This is a genomic window from Streptomyces sp. NPDC054770, from assembly GCF_053611985.1.
In genome coordinates this window covers 22,554-42,528 of the sequence record NZ_JBSHBL010000047.1, presented here as the reverse complement: position 1 = coordinate 42,528, position 19,975 = coordinate 22,554, and the positions used below count along the sequence as shown (strand labels likewise).

Genomic DNA, 19,975 nt, shown 5'->3' with positions numbered 1-19,975 from the left:
CTTCGTCATGCGTGTTCACCACGGCAGGGCCCCCAGGTGCGCGGCGACGCGGTCGGCGTCCCAGGCGCCGTCGGCGAAGACGATCCGGTAGCGGTAGGCGAAGGACTCGCCGGGCGGCAGTTCGAACTCCTCGAAGAACGCCCAGGAGAACGCGGCCGTGGGGATCGGTTCCGCGCGCACGAACCAGTGCGACTCGTGGATCGGCGTCCGCCCGTCCAGGTTCTCGGGGGCGTGGGCGAAGACGATCGTGGAGTGCCCGTCCACCTCGTCGTGCTCGGTGGTGTACGCGAGCCAGGGACCCTGGGTGCCCATCAGCTTCTCGGCGCCGGTGACGGCGTCCGGGCCGAACGCGGTGCCGCCGGTGAAGTCCCGGGGGCCGCGCCACTGGAGTCCGGTGTATCCGGCCATCTCGCGGCCTTCGGTGGTGGGGGAACCGAAGGTCAGCGGCGCGTCGCGGACGTTGGTGAGGTGGATCGACCAGTCGAGCGCCCAGGCACCGGCCGCCTCGTCGACGGAGTGGACGGTGAGCCCGCGCACCTCCCGCGCCCACTCCGCGCCGCCGTTCTCCACCCAGGTCAGCCGCTCGGTGAGGGCCAGCCGGTCGTCCTCGACGGCGATCTCGGTGAAGCCGTCGTGCCGCATCGAGCCGACCCGTTCCGGCAGTACTTGATAACCCTGCCCGTGGACATAGGTGTTGCCGCCCCAGAAGTTCTGCCCGGACAGGTGGCTGGCCGTCATCTGGAGGCCCTTGTGCCAGCGGTGGTCGCTCGGCCGGTAGCCGGTGACGGTGCGGCCCGCGAGGGTGCGCACCGGGTGGGCGTACGGCTTGCGCGCCTCGTAGGCCTCGGGGTCGGGGCGGTAGACGTAGCGGAGGATCTCGGTGCCGTCCGGTGCCGCGACGGCGATGTGCTCGCCGTGGACGTGGCTGACGCGGATGCTCATGCGCGCTCCTCGGTGGGGGCCCAGTGGGGGTGGTCGCCGTGCATGGCTGCGTAGTAGGGGTCGCCGGGGCCGATCTCGCCCGCGTGCACGGGGCGGCCCGTGAACGCCGACTTGTAGAGCGCGGCGGCGAATTCGAGGGTGGCGCGGGCGTCCGGGCCGCTGCCCGGCGGCCGGACACCTGCGTCGTGGGCGTCGAGGAGGGCGCCGAGCTGCGCGGTGTGCGAGCTGGGCACGTCCGCGCCGGGGGTGCGCCAGGCGGCGGCGCGGTCGGCGGGGACGTGCGGGGCCGGGGTGTACACCCAGTCCTCGTTGCGGTGCCCGTAGAGGTGGGTGAGTTCGACGGTGGCGTCCGCGCAGTCGACGCGGATGCGGCTGATCTCCTGCGGGGACAGCACGCTGTTGACGACGGTGGCGAGCGCGCCGTTCGCGAAGCGCACGAGGGCGGTGGAGACGTCCTCGCTCTCGGTGTCGTGGACCAGGCGGGCGGCCATCGCGCGGATCTCCGTCCAGGGGCCGAGCAGGTGCAGCAGCAGGTCGTACTGATGGATGCCGTGGCCCATGGTGGGGCCGCCGCCCTCGCCGGCCCAGGTGCCGCGCCACGGTACGGCGTAGTAGGCGGCGTCCCGGTGCCAGGTGGTCTGGCAGTGCGCGACCAGCGGGGCGCCCAGCGCGCCGCCGGCGATCAGTTCGCGGGCGTGTACGGCGCCGGAGCCGTAGCGGTGCTGGAAGACCACGGAGGCGTAGCCGCCGGAGGCCTCCTCGGCGGCGGCGATCTCGTCGTACTCGGCGAGGGACAGGCACAGCGGTTTCTCGCACAGCACCCACGCGCCGGCCTTGAGCGCGGCGACCGTCTGCTCGCGGTGCAGGGAGGGGGGTGTGCCGACGAGGACGAGGTCGGGGCGTACGGCGTCCAGCATGGCGTCGACGGAGGTGTACCCGGTGACCTCGCCGCCGGCGAGCTCCCGGAAGGCGTCGAGGTGGGCCTGGTCGACGTCGACGGCGGCGACGAGTTCGGCACGGTCGGCGTGGGCGGTGAGGGCGGGCAGATGACTGCCGCTGACGATCGATCCGGTGCCGATCACGGCGACGCGGCGGCGGACAGGGTGGGGGGACATGCGGTGCTCCTAGGAGTGCCGGGGACCAAGACGCGGGGAAAGCGCTTGCTCTCGGAGGGACCCTAGATCCGGAGGAATGTCAGGACAACCCCCCGCGCAGCGATGGCGCAGAGAAGCTCCTGAAAAGGTCCTGTGCCTGTTTGTCCGTGTCCGGGCATGGGTGCGCGCCGGCCGTCCGAGGGGACGACCGGCGCGCTGTGCCGACCTGGCGGGGGGTGGGTCAGCCGGTCACCTGCACCACCACCGTCGCCCCGGCCTTCACGGTCGGCGTCGCGTAGGTGTACGTCACGCCGTTCACCTTCTTGGTGCGCACGTGCTGAAGGACGCCGTTGACCTTGATCTTCTTGTGGACGCCGGGGAAGCGGGCCTCCCAGCGGTAGGAGCCGTGGCGGGCGTTGTTCGTCAGCGTGGTCTTCGTCGTGCCGTCGTGCCGGACGGTGACGGTGTCCTTGCCGATGGGCACGTCCGCTGCCTGGAGCCACTTCATGCCGGAGGGCAGCCGGGACTGGGTGGTCACCGTGCGGGCGGCCGCGTCCGGTGCGATGCCCATCAGGCCCTGGACGGTCTGGCTGACCAGGGTGAACGACACCTCCGGGTAGTCGCCGTCCGGGCCCTGGCTGGCGTTGACGTGCTGGGTGTCCCGTTCGCCGTAGATCTTCTTCATCCACCACCAGGCCGTGTCGGCGCGGTTGTTGTTGAAGAACATGTCGGGCAGGTAGGTCGTCGACTCGATGTTGGGCGAGCCCTGCGGCCCCAGTTCCTGGGCCTGGATGTAGTCGAGGTAGGCGTCGTTGCGCGGGCCGGGGTCGATGATCTGCTTCATCGGCATGAAGACGCTGTTCTCCTTGCCCCAGCCGGTGACCGGGGTGCCGGAGACGGTGTACGCGCGGACCATGTCGGCGCCGCTTCCGGTGCCGCTCCAGTCGTCGTTGAAGTACGTCTTCAGGTCGGCGGCCCGCTTGTCGTAGGTCTTCGCCAGCTTGGTGTCGCCCTTGCCGCGGGCGAGCACGGCCATCGCCAGGTACGCCTGGTACTCGGAGGCGATGGTGTCCCCGGCCTCGGCGAGGTCGTCGCCGTCCTGCTCGTTGTAGCTGGCGGCGCCGGCGAAGATGCCCTGGCCGGTGCCCTCGGCGACCTTGACCTTGCCGTTGTCCTTGGCGGAGTTGTGCAGGTCGATGAACTGCTCGGTGGCGTGCCGGTAGAAGTTCCAGAGCACCGGGTCGTCGACGTATCTGCGGTCGCCGGTCCACAGGTAGGCCTGGGCGGCCTTCTCGACGAGTTCGAAGACGGCCGGCACCTCGCGCACGAAGTTGTCCGGGCTCTTGTAGTCGATGCTCAGGTACGTCTTGGCGTCGAAGTTGAGGGACCACACCGGGAAGTACTTGCTCTCGGCGGTGGCCGACGCCGCGTACGAGCGGAGCATCGTCTCGTTCTCGGTGTCGAGGCCGATGAGGTGGGCGCCGGCGAGCTGGTGGGTCATGTCCCGCGAGTAGTAGGCGCTGCGGTTGGCGTATCCGGCCCAGTAGGTGGGCCCGTACGTCGCGGTGCCGGTGCCGCTGGTCTGGTACTCGTCGACGTTGACCGGGCCGGTGGTGCCGGGCAGCTGCACCCAGCTGTTGGCCTTCTTCTTGGCCCAGGCGAACATCTGGGCGACCTCGGGATCCGACGAGGTGACCTCGGGGTCGGCGGGCGCGGCCGGCGAGATCATCAGGTCGTCGGCGTTGACCCAGGAGCTGCCGGAGCCGAAGACGATCTCCAGCAGGTCGCCCCGCTTCAGCCGGACGTCGCTGATGGTGTACCTGGCGTAGCCGGCGTGCCGCGGCAGCTCGACGGTGCCGACGGTCCTGCCGTTGCGCCGGATCGTGTAGGTACCGCCGGTCCCGGCGCTGCCTATCCACGCGGAGAAGTCGTAACTGCCGTCGCGGGGCGCGGTGATGGCCTGCTCGGCGCTCTTGCCCGCGCCGGCGTCCAGGTAGAGGAAGTGGGTTCCGCCGTGGCGGTTGCCGGTGCCGACGCCGGTGCCCGGGCCGAAGGTCCAGCCCAGCCCGCCGTCCTCGAAGCCGGGGTCGCTGATGGCGAGTTGGGGGGCGGTTGATCCGCTGCCGGACGCGAGGGCCGCGCCCTGTCCCGGCGCCGCCGCGGCCGACAGCGCGGGGGCGGTCGACATGAGGAGGGCGACAGCGGTGAGCAGCACGAGTCTTGAGGGCTTCATCGGGACTCCCGGTCTTCGGTGCCGTCGGGTGGGGCGGCCGAGTGGCGGCAAGTTAACAGGGGCCGATGAGGCGGATCAATGGTCATGCGGCAGAAACATGCAAGAAACGCGTTCGACCTGCTATCTCACTTGGTTGATCGAACTGAAAGTTTTCAATGATGTCTTGCAAGTGTGTCGACGAGCTTGCTAGCTTCCAGCCGCGTCACGCGTTCGTCGTGCATGACCGTCCGTGACGAGCGGGCACGTATGATCGACGGCTGGCCCACGGGTGACGGAGGGAACCGCATGAAGGTCGGCATCACCGAGGTCGCGGTCCGGGCGCAGGTGAGCGAGGCCACGGTCAGCCGTGTCATCAACCGGCGCCAGGGCGTGTCGCGCAAGACCCGCGAGGCGGTCGAGCAGGCGATGGCCGACCTGGGGTACGAGCGGCAGACGCGCGGGCAACTCGTGGCGGTCATCACCGAGTTGGTGTCCAACCCGTTCTTCGCCGACGTCTGCGAGCGGATCGAGTCCACCCTGGCCCCGCACGGCCTGAAGACGATCCTGTGCCCGTGCTTCCCCGGCGGGGTGCAGGAGCTGGACTTCCTCACGTCTCTCGCCGACCGGGGTGTCGCCGCCGTCGTCTTCCTCTCCGCCAGCAACACCATCGAGGGCGCGGACCCGCAGGCCTATGAACTGCTGCGCTCCCGCCGGATCCCGTTCGTCGGGGTCAACGGCCAGTTCGAGGGCGGGGGCGAGGCGCCGGTCTTCTCCACCGACGACCTGCTGGCCGCCGAACTCGCCGTCGACCACCTGTACCGGCTCGGTCACCGCCGGATCGGCATGGCGTCGGGCCCGGTCGGCAACCGGCCGGCCGACCGCCGGGTGAGCGGCTTCGTCTCCTCGCTCGCCCGGCGCGGGGTCGAGGACCCGGAGCAGTGGGTGGTCCGGCAGTCGTACACCGTCGAGGGCGGCCAGTCCGCCGCGATCTCCCTGCTCGGCCGCGGCGCCACGGCCGTCGTCGCCGCCAGCGACTACATGGCACTGGGCGCGATCCGGGGCGCGCGCCGCCAGGGGTACGACGTCCCGGGCGACGTGTCGGTGGTGGGCTACGACGGCGCCATGATCATGGACTTCGTCGACCCTCCGCTCACCACGGTCCGTCAGCCGGCCGACCGCCTGTCCGCCGAAGTGGCCCGCAGCGTCATCGCCCTGGTCGGCAACCGGGACGTGCCCGTCGGCGAACTCCTCTTCGACCCCGAGCTGGTGATCCGGGCGAGCACGGCACCGCCGAAAAAGGAGTAAGTCGGCCCGCGGGATCCAGATAGGGATCCAGGGATCGGATCTATAAGCCTCACGCACAAGAAAAGACCGCCAGCTCGCTGCAGTCTTGCCAGCAACTCGCACAGTCATCGGATGTTTCGTCACTCACGGATGCTCCGGAGGGGCTATGTCACGGTTCGTGTTTCTAGGAGTGGCACTGGCGTTGCTGGGAGGTGGTGCCGCGGGCCCCGTCGCCGCGGCGCCCAGACCCACGGCGCCGGTCGTGGTCGACGTGGACGCCTACGGGGCGGATCCCACCGGCCGGACGGACTCGGCGCCGGCGGTCACCGCGGCGCTGCGGCACGCCAGGAGCCTGCACCGGCCGACCAGGATCGTGTTCTCGAAGGGCACCTACCAGCTCTATCCGGAGCGGGCCGAGACACGTGAGCTCTACGTGTCCAACACCGTGGGCGCCGACCAGCGTTACCGGGACAAGAAGATCGGGCTGCTCATCGAGGACATGCACGACGTCACCGTCGACGGCGGCGGTGCCGAGCTCGTGTACCACGGCCTGCAGACGGCGTTCGCGTCGATCCGCTCCACGAACGTGACCTTCACGAACTTCTCCTTCGACTACGCGGCCCCCGAGGTCATCGACGCGACCGTGGCCGACACCGGGGTCGCCGACGGACACGCCTACCGCGTGCTGTCGATCCCCGCCGGCAGCCCCTACCAGGTGAACGGCACGCACATCAGCTGGCTCGGCGAGACCAGCCCGGCCACCGGGCAGCCGTACTGGTCCGGTGTCGACGGACTCCAGTACACCCAGATCCACGACCCGAAGGCGCAGCGGACCTGGCGCGGGGACAACCCGCTGTTCAACGACGTCGCCTCGGTCACCGACCTCGGCCACCGCCGGATCCGGATCGACTACACCACGGCGGGCCGGCCGGCGGACGCCGGGCTCGTCTACCAGATGCGCAACATCGAGCGGACGGAACCGGGCGCGTTCATCTGGCAGTCCAAGAACGTCACCCTGCGCTCGATGAACGCGTACTACCTCCAGTCCTTCGGTGTGGTGGGGCAGTTCAGCGAGAACATCACGATCGACAAGGTGAACTTCGCCCCCGACCCGGCCTCCGGCCGCTCCACGGCCTCCTTCGCGGACTTCGTGCAGATGTCCGGCGTCAAGGGCAAGGTCTCCATCACCAGGAGCGTCTTCGACGGCCCGCAGGACGACCCGATCAACATCCACGGCACCTATCTGGAGGTCGTCGGGAAACCCGGTCCGTCCACCGTCACCCTCGCCTACGAGCATCCGCAGACCGCGGGATTCCCGCAGTTCGCCCCGGGTGACGAGGTCGAGTTCACGGACAAGCGCACGATGACCCCGCTGACGGACGCGCACGCGGTGGTCACCGCGGTCGACGGGCCGAGCGGCATGGACCACGACAAGTCGCTGACCGAGATGACCGTCACCTTCGACCGGCCGATCCCGGACGGGACCGAGATCAACGGCACGGTCGTCGAGAACATCACGGCCACCCCGTCGGTCGTCATCTCGCACAACGTGTTCCGCAACGTCCCGACCCGCGGAATCCTGGTCACCACCCGCAAGCCGGTCCTCATCGCCGACAACCGGTTCGACGCGATGTCGATGGCCAGCATCTACGTCTCCGCCGACGCCTACCAGTGGTACGAGTCCGGTCCGGTCTCCGACCTCACGATCCGGGGGAACACCTTCACCCGGCCCAGCGGCCCGGTCATCTTCGTGGAGCCGACCAACCAGGTGGTCGACCCGGCGCACCCGGTGCACCACGACATCAAGGTCGAGGACAACAGGTTCGACGTCGGTGACGTCACGGTCGTCAACGCCAAGAGCGTCGGCGGGTTCGCCTTCACCGGCAACACCGTGCGCCGGCTGGACAAGGCCGACGCACCGCCGTACACCTCGCCGCTGTTCGTCTTCCACGGCAGTACGGGCATCCGCATCGCCCACAACCACTACGCCAAGGGGCTGAACACGTCCGTGGTGGCGGACTGAACCGGGCGGCCCCCGCTCACCCGGTCCCGTCGGTGCCGTCGCCCCGTTCGACGGCCAGCCGGGTCAGTTCGACCCGGGTGTTGATGCCCAGCTTGGCGAAGATGTGCTTCATGTGGGTGTTGACGGTGTGCACCGAGATGAAGAGCCGGTCGGCGATGGCCCGGTTGGTCAGGCCGTCCACCACGAGCGGGATCAGTTTCCGCTCGGACTCGGTCAGGCTCCCCCACCCCGGGGGGCCTGCCGGGTCGTGCCGTACGGCGCCGGTGCGCACGCCCAGTCGCCGCAGCCGCCGCGGGGGACCGCGTCGCGCATGGGGCAAGCATGTCGCAGGCCCCCTGTCGCCTCAACGCCGGTACCTCCGTGACCGGCGCTTTCACCCGGGTGACCGGCGGCCGCGGGCCGTCCGCTCACCCCACCGCGACGCATGCTGCGAGCCGTCCAGATCTCTTGCCCCGGAGAGGAGCACGACGTGCGTACAGGCAAGGAATACCTGGCGGCGCTGAACGACGGCCGCACGGTGTGGGTGGGTGACGAACTGGTGGACAACGTGGCCACGCACCCGAGGACCAGGGCGTACGCCCGGAGCATCGCGGACTTCTACGACCTGCACCACCGCCCGGACCTCCAGGACGTCATGACGTTCGTGGACGAGGCGAACGCCGAACGCGGGCGGCCGCCGAGCGCTGACCGCGGGCGGCCGCGGCCGTGCACAGCGCGGTCGGCATGCGGTGCACGGCATCGGCGGCGTTCATGCCCCGTCCGGTCGGGCGGCGGGCCGCGGGGCGCGCAGGTGGGCCCGTTCCTTTCACCTCTCGCCGGCCTCGATGACACGCTCCGGTTCGCCCTCCGGCTCCCACCGGACACGGCCCGCAGCTGTTGCAGGCCGTGTGCCCGCCGTCTCCCGCGCAGCGCCCCAGGACCACCTGCCTCCCTTCGACGGCCGCCACGAACGGGCGCGGCCTAGGCGAGGACCGGTCGCTCCCGGAGCGCGGGCGTTGCCGCGGGGGTCCGTGCCGGGGCCGGGGCGGGGGGCAGGTCCTCTTCGGCCCAGACCACCTTGCCGCTCGGTACGGAGCGGCAGCCCCATCTGCGGGACAGCTGGGCGATCAGGAAGAGGCCGCGGCCGTTCTCGTCGCTGGTGCGTGCGCTGCGCAGGCGCGGGAAGCAGGTGCTGGTGTCGAACACCTCGCAGGTCAGGACCTGGTGCCGGATCAGGCGCAGGCCGATCGGGCCGCTGCCGTGCCGGACGGCGTTGGTGACCAGTTCGCTGACGATCAGTCTGGTGGGGTCCGCGAGATCCTCCAGGCCCCATTCGGCCAGCTGACGGGCCGCCAGGTGCCGGGCGCGGCGGGCAGCGGTCTGGTCGCCGGGCAGCGTCCAGCAGACCGCCCGGGTGGGGCTGAGCGTGCGGGTCCGGACCAGGAGCAGCGTGGCGTCGTCGGGGGGTGCCTGCCCCTGGAAGGTCGCCATCGCGCGGTCGCAGAGGTCTTCCAGGGAGCGGCCCGGCCGTGCCAGGGCGGTGCCCAGGCGGTGCATGCCGTCCTCGATGTCGTGGTCGCGGCTCTCGACCAGGCCGTCCGAGTACAGGGCGAGGAGGCTTCCCTCGGGCAGTTCCAGCTCCACGGCCTCGAAGGGCACGCCCAGCCCGACGCCCAGCGGGGTTCCGGTGGGCACGTCGGCGAAGGCGACCCGGCCCTGCGGGTCGACGACCGCGGGCGGGGGGTGTCCGGCCCGCGCCATGGCGCACCTGCGGGTCACCGGGTCGTAGACCGCGTACAGACAGGTGGCGCCCACGGGCGCGGGGCACCGGTCCGGGGTGTCGTCGTCGTCCGCCTCGGCCAGCCGCTGGACCGTGTCGTCGAGGCGGGTCAGCAGCTCGTCGGGGGGCAGTTCCATGTCGGCGAGGGTGCGTACGGCGGTGCGCAGCCGGCCCATGGTCGCGGCGGCGTTGATGCCGTGTCCGACGACGTCGCCGACCACGAGTGCCACCCGTGCGCCGGACAGCGGGATCACGTCGAACCAGTCGCCCCCGACGCCGTGGTCCATGTCGGCCGGGAGATAGCGGGAGGCCGTCTCGACCGCCGTGCCCCCTTTCAGGCGGTGCGGGAGCAGGTTGCGTTGGAGGGCGAGGGCCGTGGTGTGCTGGCGGGCGTACTGGCGGGCGTTGTCCAACGCCAGCGCGGCGCGGCTGACGAGTTCTTCGGCGAGGAGCACGTCGACGTCCTGGAACGGCCCCGGGTCCGTGGTGCGAATGAACAGCACCATGCCCAGCAGGGCACGCCGCGCCCGGATGGGTATGACCATCAGGGAGTGCATGCCGTTCTCGCGGATCGTCCGTGCCCGTGCCGGGTCGTCGTCGATCCAGGTGCCCGGAGCGGTGTCCAGCACCGGCTCCAGATGGGGCCTCCCGGTACGCAGGACATCGGTGAACGGCGAGGCGGGCGGCCAGGGGACCGTCTCGCCTCGCGTCCAGGGGGACTCCGGGATCCCGTGCCGGACCGAGGCCAGACCTGCACGCCGGAACACGGGAAGGCGCTCGCCCGTGGGGCCGGCCTGGACCGGGGGCCCCTCCCCGCACGGGACGGACTGTTCCAGGTCGACGGCGACGTAGTCGGCGAGCAGCGGCACGGCCAGGTCGGCCAGTTCCTGGCTGGTCCGCATCACGTCCAGGCTGCTGCCGAGGCGGGTACTGCCCTCGCTGAGAATGGCCAGTCGGTCGCGTGCCCGCCGGCTCTCGGTGAGGTCCACGCTGATGACGCACACCCCCAGCGCCCTGCCGTCGGCGTCCTGGAGGCGGAAGATCGAGGCTGCCAACGTGTGCTCCCGGGGCGGGCTCGACGGCAGCCACGTCCGGTGGTCGTGGACCTGGCCGGGCCCGCCGCGGAGAACCTGTCGCATCGCTGATTCGAGTGCTTCGGCATCGCGCCCCGGCAGCACCTCGGTGAACCGGCGTCCGAGCCGTCGGTCGCGGGAAATGCCGTCGTGGCTCTCCATCGTGTCGTTCACCCAGGTGCACCGCAGTTGCGGATCCCGCACGACGATGCCCATCGGGACGCGGGCGAGCAGCGACTCCCGCACCAGTCCGTTCGTCGCCACCCCGGAGACCTTGTCGATGTCGGTCACGGACACGAGCCAGCGGACCGTGTCGCCCCGTCCCCACAGCATCGAGACCCGCAGGCTCACATGGAGCCCGTGACCATCCCGGTGCCGCACCGTCGTCGTGCCCGACCAGCCGTTCTCGGCCCGGCACCGCTCCACGAACTCCGATATCGTCAGCGCCTGTTCTGAGGACGGCAGTACCAGTGAGGCCGGCCGGCCCACGACGTCCACGGCGGAGTACCCGAACAGTCGCTCGGCGGCCTGCGTCCATCCGACCACGGTCCCCTGCTCGTCGAGCATCGCGATCGCCGACTCCGACGGCTCGCGAATGTTCGGCTGTTCACCGGGGAGCACTTCGTCAATTCTGATCATCGAACCGTTGTCCTCGGAATAGATTGCGGCGGGGCTGGGCACCGATGGCGAGAGCGAATTCCATCGCCATTTGCCCCTTTTCACCCCATTGACCGAATGCCGCTCGGATCCGTGACAAACGCGACAGAGGGGCGTGCCGCGCGGACCGGCGCAGCGGGTCCGCGCGCGCGGGGCCGGCGGGTGCGGACGTACGGTGCTGGTATGTGCGCCACGCGGGAAGACGGCGGGGCACAGCTCTTCGGGCCTCGCCCGTCCGCACCCGCCACCGGGTCGGTCCACCGGGCGGAGCTGGACCGGCTGCTGGGGCTCGCCGTGCGTGACACGGGGGTGCTCGCGGGTGCGCTCTTCCTGCTGGCGGCCGACGCGCAGTCGCTGCGGCTGGAGGTGACCTCAGGGCTGCCGGCGGAGTATCTGACGCCCTGGTTCCGGGTGGCGCTGCCCAGTCCCGTCCCGGTGGCCGAGGCGCTGCGCGAACGGCGGCTGGTCTGGCTGAGCGACCCCCAGGAGTTCGCCCGGCGCTATCCGCGCACGGCGATCGCCCAGCCGTACCACTACGCGGCGGCCGCCGCGCCGATCGTCACCGGCACCAGCGCCTGGGGCTCGCTGCTGCTCTTCTGGCCCGGCAACAACACCGCAGGGGCCGCCGGCCCGAGGCCCGACCAGGTCGCCGCCGTCTGCCGGCGCCTGGGCCGGTTCCTGCACGCCGCCGCCGACACCGGCCACGCCGTCCTGCCGGGCCCGGCACCCCGCACCCTGGCACAGCCTCCGGCCCGGAGCCGGGACCCTGCCGAGGCACTGGCCGCGACGGACCTCGTCGAACGGCTGCCGGAGGGCACCTGCTCGCTCGACCTGGAGGGCAGGTTCACCTACGTCAGCACCACCGCCGCCGGCCTGCTCGGCCGCGCCGTCCCCGAACTGACCGGCACCCGCCCCTGGCAGTCCCTGCCCTGGTGCACCGGCTCCGCCTTCGAGGACTGCTACCGCGGCGCCGTGGTCAGCCGCAGGCCCGCCTACTTCACCGCCATGCGCCCGCCGGACCGGTGGCTCGCGTTCGAGCTCTACCCCGACGGATCCGGGGTGAGCGTCCGCGTCGCGCCGACCCGCCCCGGCCGGGCCGCGCAGGCCGGGCCCGCCAGGACGGAGATGTTCCCGGGCGAACCGATCCCCCTGGGCGAGGTCTACCAGGTGCTGCACCTGGCCGCCGCCCTCTCCGAAGCCGTGGGCGTGCGTGACGTGGTCGATCTGATCACCGAGGAGATCCTGCCGGCCTTCGGGGCCCGGACCGTCGCCCTGCTCGCGGCCGAGGACGGCAGAATGCGGGTCATCGGCTGCCACGGATACCACCCCTCGTTCCTGGAGCACTTCGACGGAGTGCCGCTGACCTGCCCGGCGCCCGCGGTCCGGGTCCTCGCCACCGGCCGGCCCAGTTTCTTCGCCACCTTCGAGGAACTGTCCCGCGCCTACCCGCCCGCGCCCCGCCAGGAGAGCCAGCACGCCTGGGCCTTCCTGCCGCTGATCGCCTCCGGGCGCCCGGTCGGCACGTGCGTGTTCGCCTTCGACCGTCCCCACCCCTTCCCCGAACAGGAGCGGGTCGTCTTCACCGCACTCGCGGGACTCGTCGCGCAGGCGCTCGAACGGGCCCGCCTGTACGACGCCAGCAAGGAACTGGCGCAGACCCTGCAGGCCGCGCTGCTCCCCGACTCGCTGCCCGACCTTCCCGGACTGGACGCGGCGGCCCGCTACCTGCCCGCCGCCCGCGGCATGGACATCGGCGGCGACTTCTACGACCTGGTCCGCGTCGACGACACCACCGCGGCCGGGTTCATCGGCGACGTCCAGGGCCACAACGTCACCGCCGCCGCGCTGATGGGCCGGGTCCGTCCCGCACTCCGCTTCTACGCGGTCTCCGGGACCATGCCGGCGCAGGCGCTCGCGCAGGCGAACCGCCAGCTGGTCGCCCTCGACCCGGGCCGCTTCGTCAGCTGCCTGTACGTCCGCCTCGACCTGGCACGCCACCGGGCCGTCCTGGCCACGGCGGGGCATCCCCCGCCCGTCCTGCGTCACCCGGACGGGCACGCCGAGGTTCTCGCCCTGCCGCCCGGACTGCTGCTCGGCATCGATCCCGACGCGGACTACCCCTCCACCGAGATCCCACTGGCCCCCGGCGCCGTCCTCGCCCTCTACACCGACGGACTCGTCGAGACCCCCGGAGTCGACCTGGACGACGCCATGTCGGCGCTCACCGTCCCACTCGCCCGGGCCCGGTCCCAGTCCATGGACGGGCTCGCCGCGACCCTGATCGACCATGCCCGGCGGTCCGCTCCCCGGACGGACGACATCGCCCTGCTGCTCATCGGGATCACCGCGGCCGGGCACCCCGCGGCCGCCTCGGGCGGATCACCCGGGTGATCCGCCGCACCGCCCCCTGCCGGTCACCCCGCCCCGGTGCAGCATCACGGCCACGGGGCACGCATTGACAGCGCTGGGACGGAGAGCCAGCATGAAAACCATGGAAACTGATTCAGTTTCTTGCGTTTCCGCAGGTGACACGCCGAGCGAGACACCGAGTGACACACCAGGTGACAGAGCGGGCGCCGGACCAGGGGACGCGCAGCGCGCCGACCTGATCGTGGAGGCGGCCGGCCGGCTGTTCCTCGCGCCGGGCTTCGACCGGGTGAGCATGGACGACCTCGCTCGCGAGCTCGGGATGAGCAAGAAGACGATCTACCGCCACTTCCCGGACAAGCGCAGCCTGCTGACCGCGGTGCTGGACCGGCGGTTCGCGGCGGTGGAGCGCACGCTGACGGCGGCCGCGGAGGACGCGCAGGGCGGGCCCTTCGACGTCCGGATACACCGCTTCCTGATGGCGGCGGGCACGGAGCTCGACCGGATCGGCGCGGCGCAGCTCGCGACGGGCCGGGGCGATCCCCTGCTGCGCCGCCACGTGGCACAGCGGGTGGACGCGGTGGTCTACCGGCGCCTCGACGAGCTGTTCCGCGACGGGCACCGGCAGGGGCTGCTGCCGGCGCCGCCCGAGTTGCTGGGCGAGATCACCCGCGGCGCGCTGGAGCGGCTGCTCACCTCGCGGTTGCCGCACGAACTGGACCGCACCGCGGCCGATCTGCTCCGGGCGACCGTCGACACCGTGCTCTACGGAGCGGTCCGTCCGGCACACCCCGACACCGGCCACGAGCAACCCCGCGCGGTCATTCCCACGGCCCGCGAGGACGAGAAGGAGGTGGGCCCATGACCGGGACGACCGGCAGGGTGGCGCTGGTGACAGGCGCCAGCAGCGGTATCGGTGCGACCACCGCGCGGCTCCTGGCCGCACGGGGCATGCGCGTGGTGGTCAACTACCTCCGCAGCGCCAAGGCGGCCGAGGAGGTCGTGGCCGACATCGAGGCCGCGGGCGGCCGGGCCATGGCCGTACAGGCCGACGTGCGCGAGGCGGCGGCGGTCGACGGCATGGTCGAGCAGGTCCGGGCCGCGTGGGGCGGCGTCGACGTGCTCGTGCACAACGCCCTCATCCCGTATGCGGTGAAGTCGTTCCAGGACATGACCTGGGAGGAGCTGGGCGGCAAGCTCGACGCCGAGATGCACGCGGCGTACGCGGTCACCAAGGCCGTACTGCCCCACATGACCGAACAGGGCGCGGGCCGGATCATCTACCTCGGTACCGGCCTCAGCCGCCGCCCCCGGGCGGGCATGGTCGCACTGGGGACGGCCAAGGCCGCGCTGGAAGGGCTGGCCCGGTATCTCGCCCAGGAACTGGGCCCGCGCGGCATCACGGTCAACGTGGTCTCACCCGGTCCGGTGGAGGACACCCGCATGGCCGGCGTGATCGACGACGCGGCCAGGCAACGGCAGGTGGCCGCCACCCCGCTGGGCCGCCTGGCGCACCCGGCCGACGTCGCCCGGGCGATCGCCTTCTTCGCCGACGAGGACAACGTGTTCATGACCGGCACCACCGCCGCGGTCAACGGCGGAATGGCCATGTACTGACCCTCTGACGCCCTGACGCCCGCAGTTCCGACCAAGAAAGACGTTCATGCACACCATCGATCTCGCCTACGTCGGGCGTGGCCTGCACGAAGAGCTGGCCGCCTACATCGCCGACCAGCAGGACTACTACGCCGACGAGGGCGTCCACGTCGCGCTGCGCGACGGCTGCGCCTGGGGTGACGAGCGGCTCCGCCGCTGCGCCACCATCGGGCTCGGCCGGGCCCTGCTGTCCCGGCTGACCGACGGCACCCCCTGGGTCGCCCTCACCGTCAACACGCACCGTCCGCTGTTCTGGTTCCTCGCGCGCCCCGGCCTGACCTCCCTGGCCGACCTGGCCGGCAAGCGGCTGGCCGTGCACGCCCCGCACACCGCACCCGGCTGCTTCGCCCGGATCGTGCTGCGCCGGGCCGGTCTCGATCCCGACCGGGACCTGCACTGCGTCGTCCGCGCGCCCGGCGACTACGGCCTGGACCTGCGCGGGCTGCGCGACGGCAGCATCGACGCCGCGTACGTCGGCAGCACCATGGCGCCTGAGGCGGTGGCCGCCGAGCACGGCTGGCAGCTCCTGGCCTGGGTCGGCGACCACTTCCGGATCCCCACCGTGGGCGTGGCCGTGGACCCCACCCACATCCGGCCCGACGACCCCGCGGTCCAGGCCGTCGTACGGGCTCACCGGCGCGCCCTGCAGGTGATCCACAACGACCCCGACACCACGGTGCGGCACATCCGGACGTTCCTGGGCGGACAGACCGAGGCGGAGGCCCGGGCCCACTACGAGACGTTCATCGCGCCGTACTTCACCACCGACGGCCAGGTCGACCCCAAGGTCGGCGAGAGCGCGATCACGGCGGTCGCCGCGGAACTCGGCGTCCCCGCCGGTCTCACCGCGGCCGAGATCTACCGCACCTCCTAGGATCCGCGGACCCCGGCGGCGCCTGCCGCCTCACCTGTCGGCCGCCGTAGTAGTCGAGACGAGAATCCATGGGATCTCCCAGTCGAGTCGCGGTCGCACACTACTGACCGGGCGGCCCGGCGAAGTGTGACACCGCAGCGGCAGCGGGAGGAAAGAAGAGCCGCGATCTTGCGCGGGGCGTACACCCGCATCACCTGGTGGATGCCCTCCTTCGAGGCCGCGACCGCCAGGATAGTGGTGGGCTCACCGTCGCCGGGTCGGCCGCCCGCGCACGGCCCGGTACGGGGACACGGGCGACGCCCCGAAGACCGTTGCCGTTGCCGTTGCACAGGCCGACGGCATCGGGGCTGAGGACGGCTTCCAGCGAGGCGACGTCCCCGGTCCGGGCCGCCGAGACGAAGGCGTCCAGCAGGCGCCGGTGCTCCACCTCGTCGACGCTCACCCGCTCCCCGTCCGACAGGCGCCTGCGGGAACGGCTCACGATCTTCCGCACGTTGACGAGGCTGAGCTGAAGGATCTCGGCGATCTCGGGATAGGAGTAGTCGAACGCCTCTCGGAGCACGTACGCGGCACGCTCGGTGGAGCTCAGCCTCTCCAGCACCAGCAACAGGGCCAGCTCCAGCGACTCCGCCTGCTGCGCGAACGCCTCCGGGTCCGAACCGGTGTCGACGGGCTCGGGCAGCCACGGTCCGACGTAGGCCTCCCGGCGCACCCGCGCCGACTGCGCCACGTTGATGGCCAGACGGGCCGTGGTGGTCGAGAGGAACGCCACCGGGCTCACCACCGCGCAGCGGTCGGTCCGCTGCCAGCGCAGCCACACCTCCTGGACCACGTCCTCCGCCTCGACCACGCTGCCGAGGATCCGGTAGGCGATCCCGAAGAGACGCGCCCGGTGCCGCACGAAGGCGGAGACAGCCTCGTCAAGGTCGCTCGTCCCGGTCATGGGGGACGACTCGGCATACATGATCCTGCGGTCCTCGTTCTTCCGGATTCGGCTGTCGCGTTGCGTTCTTCGCCAACCGGGCCAGCCTGAATCAGGGTGATACCGAGATGCATCGCATGATCTGGTGATTCGACCCGACCCGACCGGACCGGCCGAGCGACAGGCCCTCAGGGGGTCGGGGGCCGCGGGCTAGCCGCCAAGGAAGGTGACCGTCACGTCGAGCGGCGCCCGGCCGGTACGGGGGTGGCTCACCGTGACGTCCTCGAACCCCATCGACATGCCGCAGAAGAGCAGGAGCTCCTCCGGGGGCGACAGGACCTCCGCGACGGTCCTGTGGAACTTCGCCCAGGCCATCTGGGGGCAGCTGTGCAGACCCTCGGCGCGGAGCAGCAGCATCACGGTCTGCAGGTACATGCCGAGGTCGGACCACTGGGGCCGGCCCAGGTCCCGGTCGATGTAGCAGAACAGCGCGGCGGGGGCACCGAAGCAGTCCCAGTTCGCGGCCGCGGCCCGCTGGCGCGCCTCGATGTCCTCGCGCGGAATGCCGAGCGAGCCGTAGCGCTGCTCACCGAAGGCGGACCGCCGCTCGCGGTACGGGGACTTCAGTGCCGTGGGGTACTGCTCGTACTCCGGTTCGTCCCAGGGATCGCCCGCGGCCAGGCGCTCGCCGGCGCGCTTCTTGATCTCGGCGAGCGGCCGGCCGGTCACCGCGTAGACGTGCCACGGCTGGAGGTTCGAACCGGACGGCGCCCAGGCCGCCGCGGACAGCACCCGCTCCAGCGCCTCCTTCGGGACCTGCCGGTCGGTGAATCCGCGCACCGCTCGCCGACTCGTGACCGCGTCGTAGACGTCCAAGACCGTCCGCCTCCTCGCCCGCTTGTCGTGTCGACCCATTGACCGGAGGAGGCCGGAAATTGTGACAGCGAGCCCAAGATGTCACGGGCGGCACCCGGGCGCATCGCATGATCTGGTGATCGGAACCGGAGGTGCCGGGCCGCGCGCGGCGATCGAACCGGCCGAGGCCGGTATCGATGTCCTCGCGGCAGGCAAGCACCCAAAGGACGACGCCCATACGGCACTTGCCGCCGACGGCATCGACGCGCGGCAGCACGCGGTCGGCACCCTCGTCAGGCCGCCCCGGACGTCGAGGGACATGCGCAGGGTCGAGTCGTACGCCTCCGAGACCGTCACGCCCCGCGGCGGCGTGCAACCGCCCCCGCATCCCGGATCGACATAAGGTAGATATCAGAGATAAATCACCGAGGGAAGGTACATGCCATGAAGTTCGCAGTCATCGGCGGAACCGGACTCATCGGGTCACAAGTCGTGGCGGACCTCGACGCGGCCGGGCACGAAGCCGTGCCGTACTCCCTGTCCACCGGCGTGGACATCCTCACCGGTCAGGGGCTGGAGGAGGCCGTCGGGGGCGCCGACGTCGTCATCAACCTGACGAATTCGCCGACCTTTGACAACGCTTCGCTCGCCTTCTTCCAGACCTCCATGGACAACCTTCTCTCCATGAGCGAGAAGGCCGGGGTCGGGCACTTCGTCATTCTTTCGATCGTCGGCGCGGACCGCGTTCCCGATCTGGACTACTACCGGGCGAAAGTGCTTCAGGAGGACCTTCTCAAGGCCGGACCGATCCCCTACTCCATCGTCCGTGCCACACAGTTCATGGAGTTCATGGACGCGACCCTGGACATGACCACCGACGGCGGCACCGTCCGCCTGCCGCCCACGCCGATCCAGCCGATCGCCGCCGCGGATGTCGCCGCCGCCGTCGCCGATGTCGCCGCGGGCACGCCCCTGAACGGCGTCCTCAACGTCGCGGGCCCCGACGTCTACCCGCTCGACGAACTCGGCCGCATCACCCTGTCGGCCAAGGGCGACAGCCGTTCCGTCGTCACCGACGAAACCGCCGGCCTGTTCGCCGCCGCCCCCGGCGACGTCCTCACCGCCCCGAAGGGTGCCCGGATCGCCGCCACCCACTACACCGACTGGCTCTCCTGAACCTCCGCTCCGACCAGGCACTTCACGCAGGGTCTTCCGTGCGGCGGAAGGGGCATTGCGGCGCCGCGACGGGCGCCTCGACGATTTCTGACCTGCGCTTGTGCGGGGGCGACGAGGCCGTGACCTGCCAGGACGGGTTGCAGAGGCGAGCGGAGGCCGTCAGAGGGAAGCACTCTGATTCGACCCCGGAGCACCCAGAGGCAGCGCCCTCTGCAACTGGCCCCTGAGCGGCTTGAGTTGGCACCTCGGTCGAGCTGCGACGGCCGAGCGAACGACGTCGTGACTGCTGAGGGAGTCCTGGGCTGTTGCCAAGGCCGCGCGGATGCCCGAGCGTTCCGGGCAGCCGGATCGCGGCCAGGGGAGCAAGAAGCCATCATCGACCCGCCGGACCTTCGAGTCGCGGCTCGTCGGCCAGGAGTCCGGCGATTCCCGCGGGGCTGAATATGTCCTGGGTGGCGAGGGCGATGCCGCCGTGGAGGCCGGAGGCTCCCTTGAGCTGGGTCGCGGTGATGGTCAGTTTGCGCGTGGCCAGGGGCAGGGCGCGCTGGTACACCGCGGCCCGTACGGCGGAGACCAGGTCGTCGCGGAGTTCGCTGAGCGGGCCGGACAGGACCAGGGTGCGCGGGTTGAACATGTGGACGAGCATCGCCACCACCTCGCCGATCTCGGTGGCGGCCTGACGCACGGCGTGCAGCGCGATCGCGACCTGCGACTCCGCGGTGTCGACGTCCACGACGGCGACGGTTCCGGCCTGTGAACTGATCTCCAGTACGCGAGGGGGCCGGCCGCGCACGGACCGTCTGGACTCGACCTCCTCCAGGATCCCGGTGCCGACCAGATGATCCACCTGCTGTCCCACGGTCGACCGGGCCAGACCGCTGCGCCGGGCGATCTCGGCCCGGTTGGCCGAGGCGGGAGCTCGGATGTTGTGCACGGGCCGGTGTCTGTCAAAGGCTGCCTCAGCAGCGGAAACAGCCCGCGCATTGCTTCGAGGCTGCTCGTGCACGAAAAGGCCAAATACAGCAGGGGCGCACATAGCGGCGCACTTTGCCGAAGCCGACTTCGGCCGCCGGATGCCTCC

16 protein-coding genes and 1 pseudogene are annotated in these 19,975 nt (G+C 71.2%); 9 read left to right on the top strand and 8 right to left on the bottom strand.

What is annotated here, in order from left to right; all coding sequences use genetic code 11:
• Positions 1 to 15: 15 nt before the first annotated feature.
• From ACWGKQ_RS33195 to ACWGKQ_RS33185, 3 genes are all read right to left on the bottom strand, one after another.
• Positions 16 to 942, bottom strand: coding sequence for a DUF6807 domain-containing protein (locus ACWGKQ_RS33195; RefSeq protein ID WP_453295717.1), 927 nt, complete (start codon positions 940 to 942; stop codon positions 16 to 18).
• Positions 939 to 2,057: a Gfo/Idh/MocA family protein gene (locus ACWGKQ_RS33190; RefSeq protein ID WP_453295716.1), complete on the bottom strand. Its 1,119-nt coding sequence runs from the start codon at positions 2,055 to 2,057 to the stop codon at positions 939 to 941. The genes ACWGKQ_RS33195 and ACWGKQ_RS33190 overlap by 4 nt, the downstream gene beginning before the upstream one ends.
• A gap of 220 nt (positions 2,058 to 2,277) precedes the next feature.
• Positions 2,278 to 4,269 (bottom strand): hypothetical protein, encoded by a 1,992-nt coding sequence (locus tag ACWGKQ_RS33185; RefSeq protein WP_453295715.1) that lies wholly within the window; start codon positions 4,267 to 4,269, stop codon positions 2,278 to 2,280.
• Between the two features lie 285 nt (positions 4,270 to 4,554).
• On the opposite strand from ACWGKQ_RS33185, the gene ACWGKQ_RS33180 reads away from it, so the two are divergent.
• Together ACWGKQ_RS33180 and ACWGKQ_RS33175 are read left to right on the top strand one after the other, a co-directional pair.
• Positions 4,555 to 5,553: a LacI family DNA-binding transcriptional regulator gene (locus ACWGKQ_RS33180; protein ID WP_453295714.1), complete on the top strand. Its 999-nt coding sequence runs from the start codon at positions 4,555 to 4,557 to the stop codon at positions 5,551 to 5,553.
• Positions 5,554 to 5,698: 145 nt separating this feature from the next.
• Positions 5,699 to 7,555: an alpha-1,3-galactosidase-related protein gene (locus ACWGKQ_RS33175; RefSeq protein ID WP_453295713.1), complete on the top strand. Its 1,857-nt coding sequence runs from the start codon at positions 5,699 to 5,701 to the stop codon at positions 7,553 to 7,555.
• 16 nt (positions 7,556 to 7,571) lie between these two features.
• Here the strand turns inward: ACWGKQ_RS33175 and ACWGKQ_RS33170 are convergent, their stop codons facing one another.
• Positions 7,572 to 7,826 (bottom strand): response regulator transcription factor, encoded by a 255-nt coding sequence (locus tag ACWGKQ_RS33170; protein ID WP_453295712.1) that lies wholly within the window; start codon positions 7,824 to 7,826, stop codon positions 7,572 to 7,574.
• Positions 7,827 to 7,979: 153 nt separating this feature from the next.
• Here ACWGKQ_RS33170 and ACWGKQ_RS33165 point away from each other — a divergent pair, with 153 nt between their 5' ends.
• Positions 7,980 to 8,519 (top strand): 4-hydroxyphenylacetate 3-hydroxylase N-terminal domain-containing protein, encoded by a 540-nt coding sequence (locus ACWGKQ_RS33165; RefSeq protein WP_453295711.1) that lies wholly within the window; start codon positions 7,980 to 7,982, stop codon positions 8,517 to 8,519.
• On the opposite strand, the gene ACWGKQ_RS33160 is transcribed toward ACWGKQ_RS33165, so the two are convergent.
• A complete protein-coding gene (locus ACWGKQ_RS33160; protein WP_453295710.1) occupies positions 8,516 to 11,026 on the bottom strand; it encodes a SpoIIE family protein phosphatase in 2,511 nt (836 codons plus the stop codon). The genes ACWGKQ_RS33165 and ACWGKQ_RS33160 overlap by 4 nt on opposite strands.
• 201 nt (positions 11,027 to 11,227) lie before the next feature.
• On the opposite strand from ACWGKQ_RS33160, the gene ACWGKQ_RS33155 reads away from it, so the two are divergent.
• The 4 genes from ACWGKQ_RS33155 (at position 11,228) to ACWGKQ_RS33140 (ending at position 15,941) form a co-directional block, all read left to right on the top strand.
• A complete protein-coding gene (locus ACWGKQ_RS33155) occupies positions 11,228 to 13,435 on the top strand; it encodes a SpoIIE family protein phosphatase (protein WP_453295709.1) in 2,208 nt (735 codons plus the stop codon).
• Between the two features lie 91 nt (positions 13,436 to 13,526).
• Positions 13,527 to 14,276, top strand: a complete 750-nt coding sequence (locus ACWGKQ_RS33150) for a TetR/AcrR family transcriptional regulator (protein WP_453295708.1) — start codon at positions 13,527 to 13,529, stop codon at positions 14,274 to 14,276.
• Entirely contained in the window at positions 14,273 to 15,028 is a 756-nt protein-coding gene (locus tag ACWGKQ_RS33145; RefSeq protein WP_453295707.1) for an SDR family NAD(P)-dependent oxidoreductase, read from the top strand. The genes ACWGKQ_RS33150 and ACWGKQ_RS33145 overlap by 4 nt, the downstream gene beginning before the upstream one ends.
• Before the next feature lie 46 nt (positions 15,029 to 15,074).
• Positions 15,075 to 15,941: an ABC transporter substrate-binding protein gene (locus ACWGKQ_RS33140; RefSeq protein WP_453295706.1), complete on the top strand. Its 867-nt coding sequence runs from the start codon at positions 15,075 to 15,077 to the stop codon at positions 15,939 to 15,941.
• 190 nt (positions 15,942 to 16,131) lie between these two features.
• Here ACWGKQ_RS33140 and ACWGKQ_RS33135 read toward each other — a convergent pair whose 3' ends face one another.
• Entirely contained in the window at positions 16,132 to 16,905 is a 774-nt protein-coding gene (locus tag ACWGKQ_RS33135; RefSeq protein ID WP_453295705.1) for a sigma-70 family RNA polymerase sigma factor, read from the bottom strand.
• Positions 16,906 to 17,073: 168 nt separating this feature from the next.
• Positions 17,074 to 17,739, bottom strand: coding sequence for a nitroreductase (locus tag ACWGKQ_RS33130; RefSeq protein WP_453295704.1), 666 nt, complete (start codon positions 17,737 to 17,739; stop codon positions 17,074 to 17,076).
• A gap of 112 nt (positions 17,740 to 17,851) precedes the next feature.
• On the opposite strand from ACWGKQ_RS33130, the pseudogene ACWGKQ_RS33125 reads away from it, so the two are divergent.
• Together ACWGKQ_RS33125 and ACWGKQ_RS33120 are read left to right on the top strand one after the other, a co-directional pair.
• Positions 17,852 to 18,010, top strand: a pseudogene (locus ACWGKQ_RS33125) (FAD-binding protein); the annotation flags it as partial.
• Between the two features lie 152 nt (positions 18,011 to 18,162).
• Positions 18,163 to 18,894, top strand: coding sequence for an SDR family oxidoreductase (locus tag ACWGKQ_RS33120; RefSeq protein WP_453295703.1), 732 nt, complete (start codon positions 18,163 to 18,165; stop codon positions 18,892 to 18,894).
• Positions 18,895 to 19,267: 373 nt separating this feature from the next.
• Here the strand turns inward: ACWGKQ_RS33120 and ACWGKQ_RS33115 are convergent, their stop codons facing one another.
• Positions 19,268 to 19,828, bottom strand: a complete 561-nt coding sequence (locus tag ACWGKQ_RS33115; RefSeq protein WP_453295702.1) for an ROK family protein — start codon at positions 19,826 to 19,828, stop codon at positions 19,268 to 19,270.
• Positions 19,829 to 19,975: the final 147 nt, after the last annotated feature.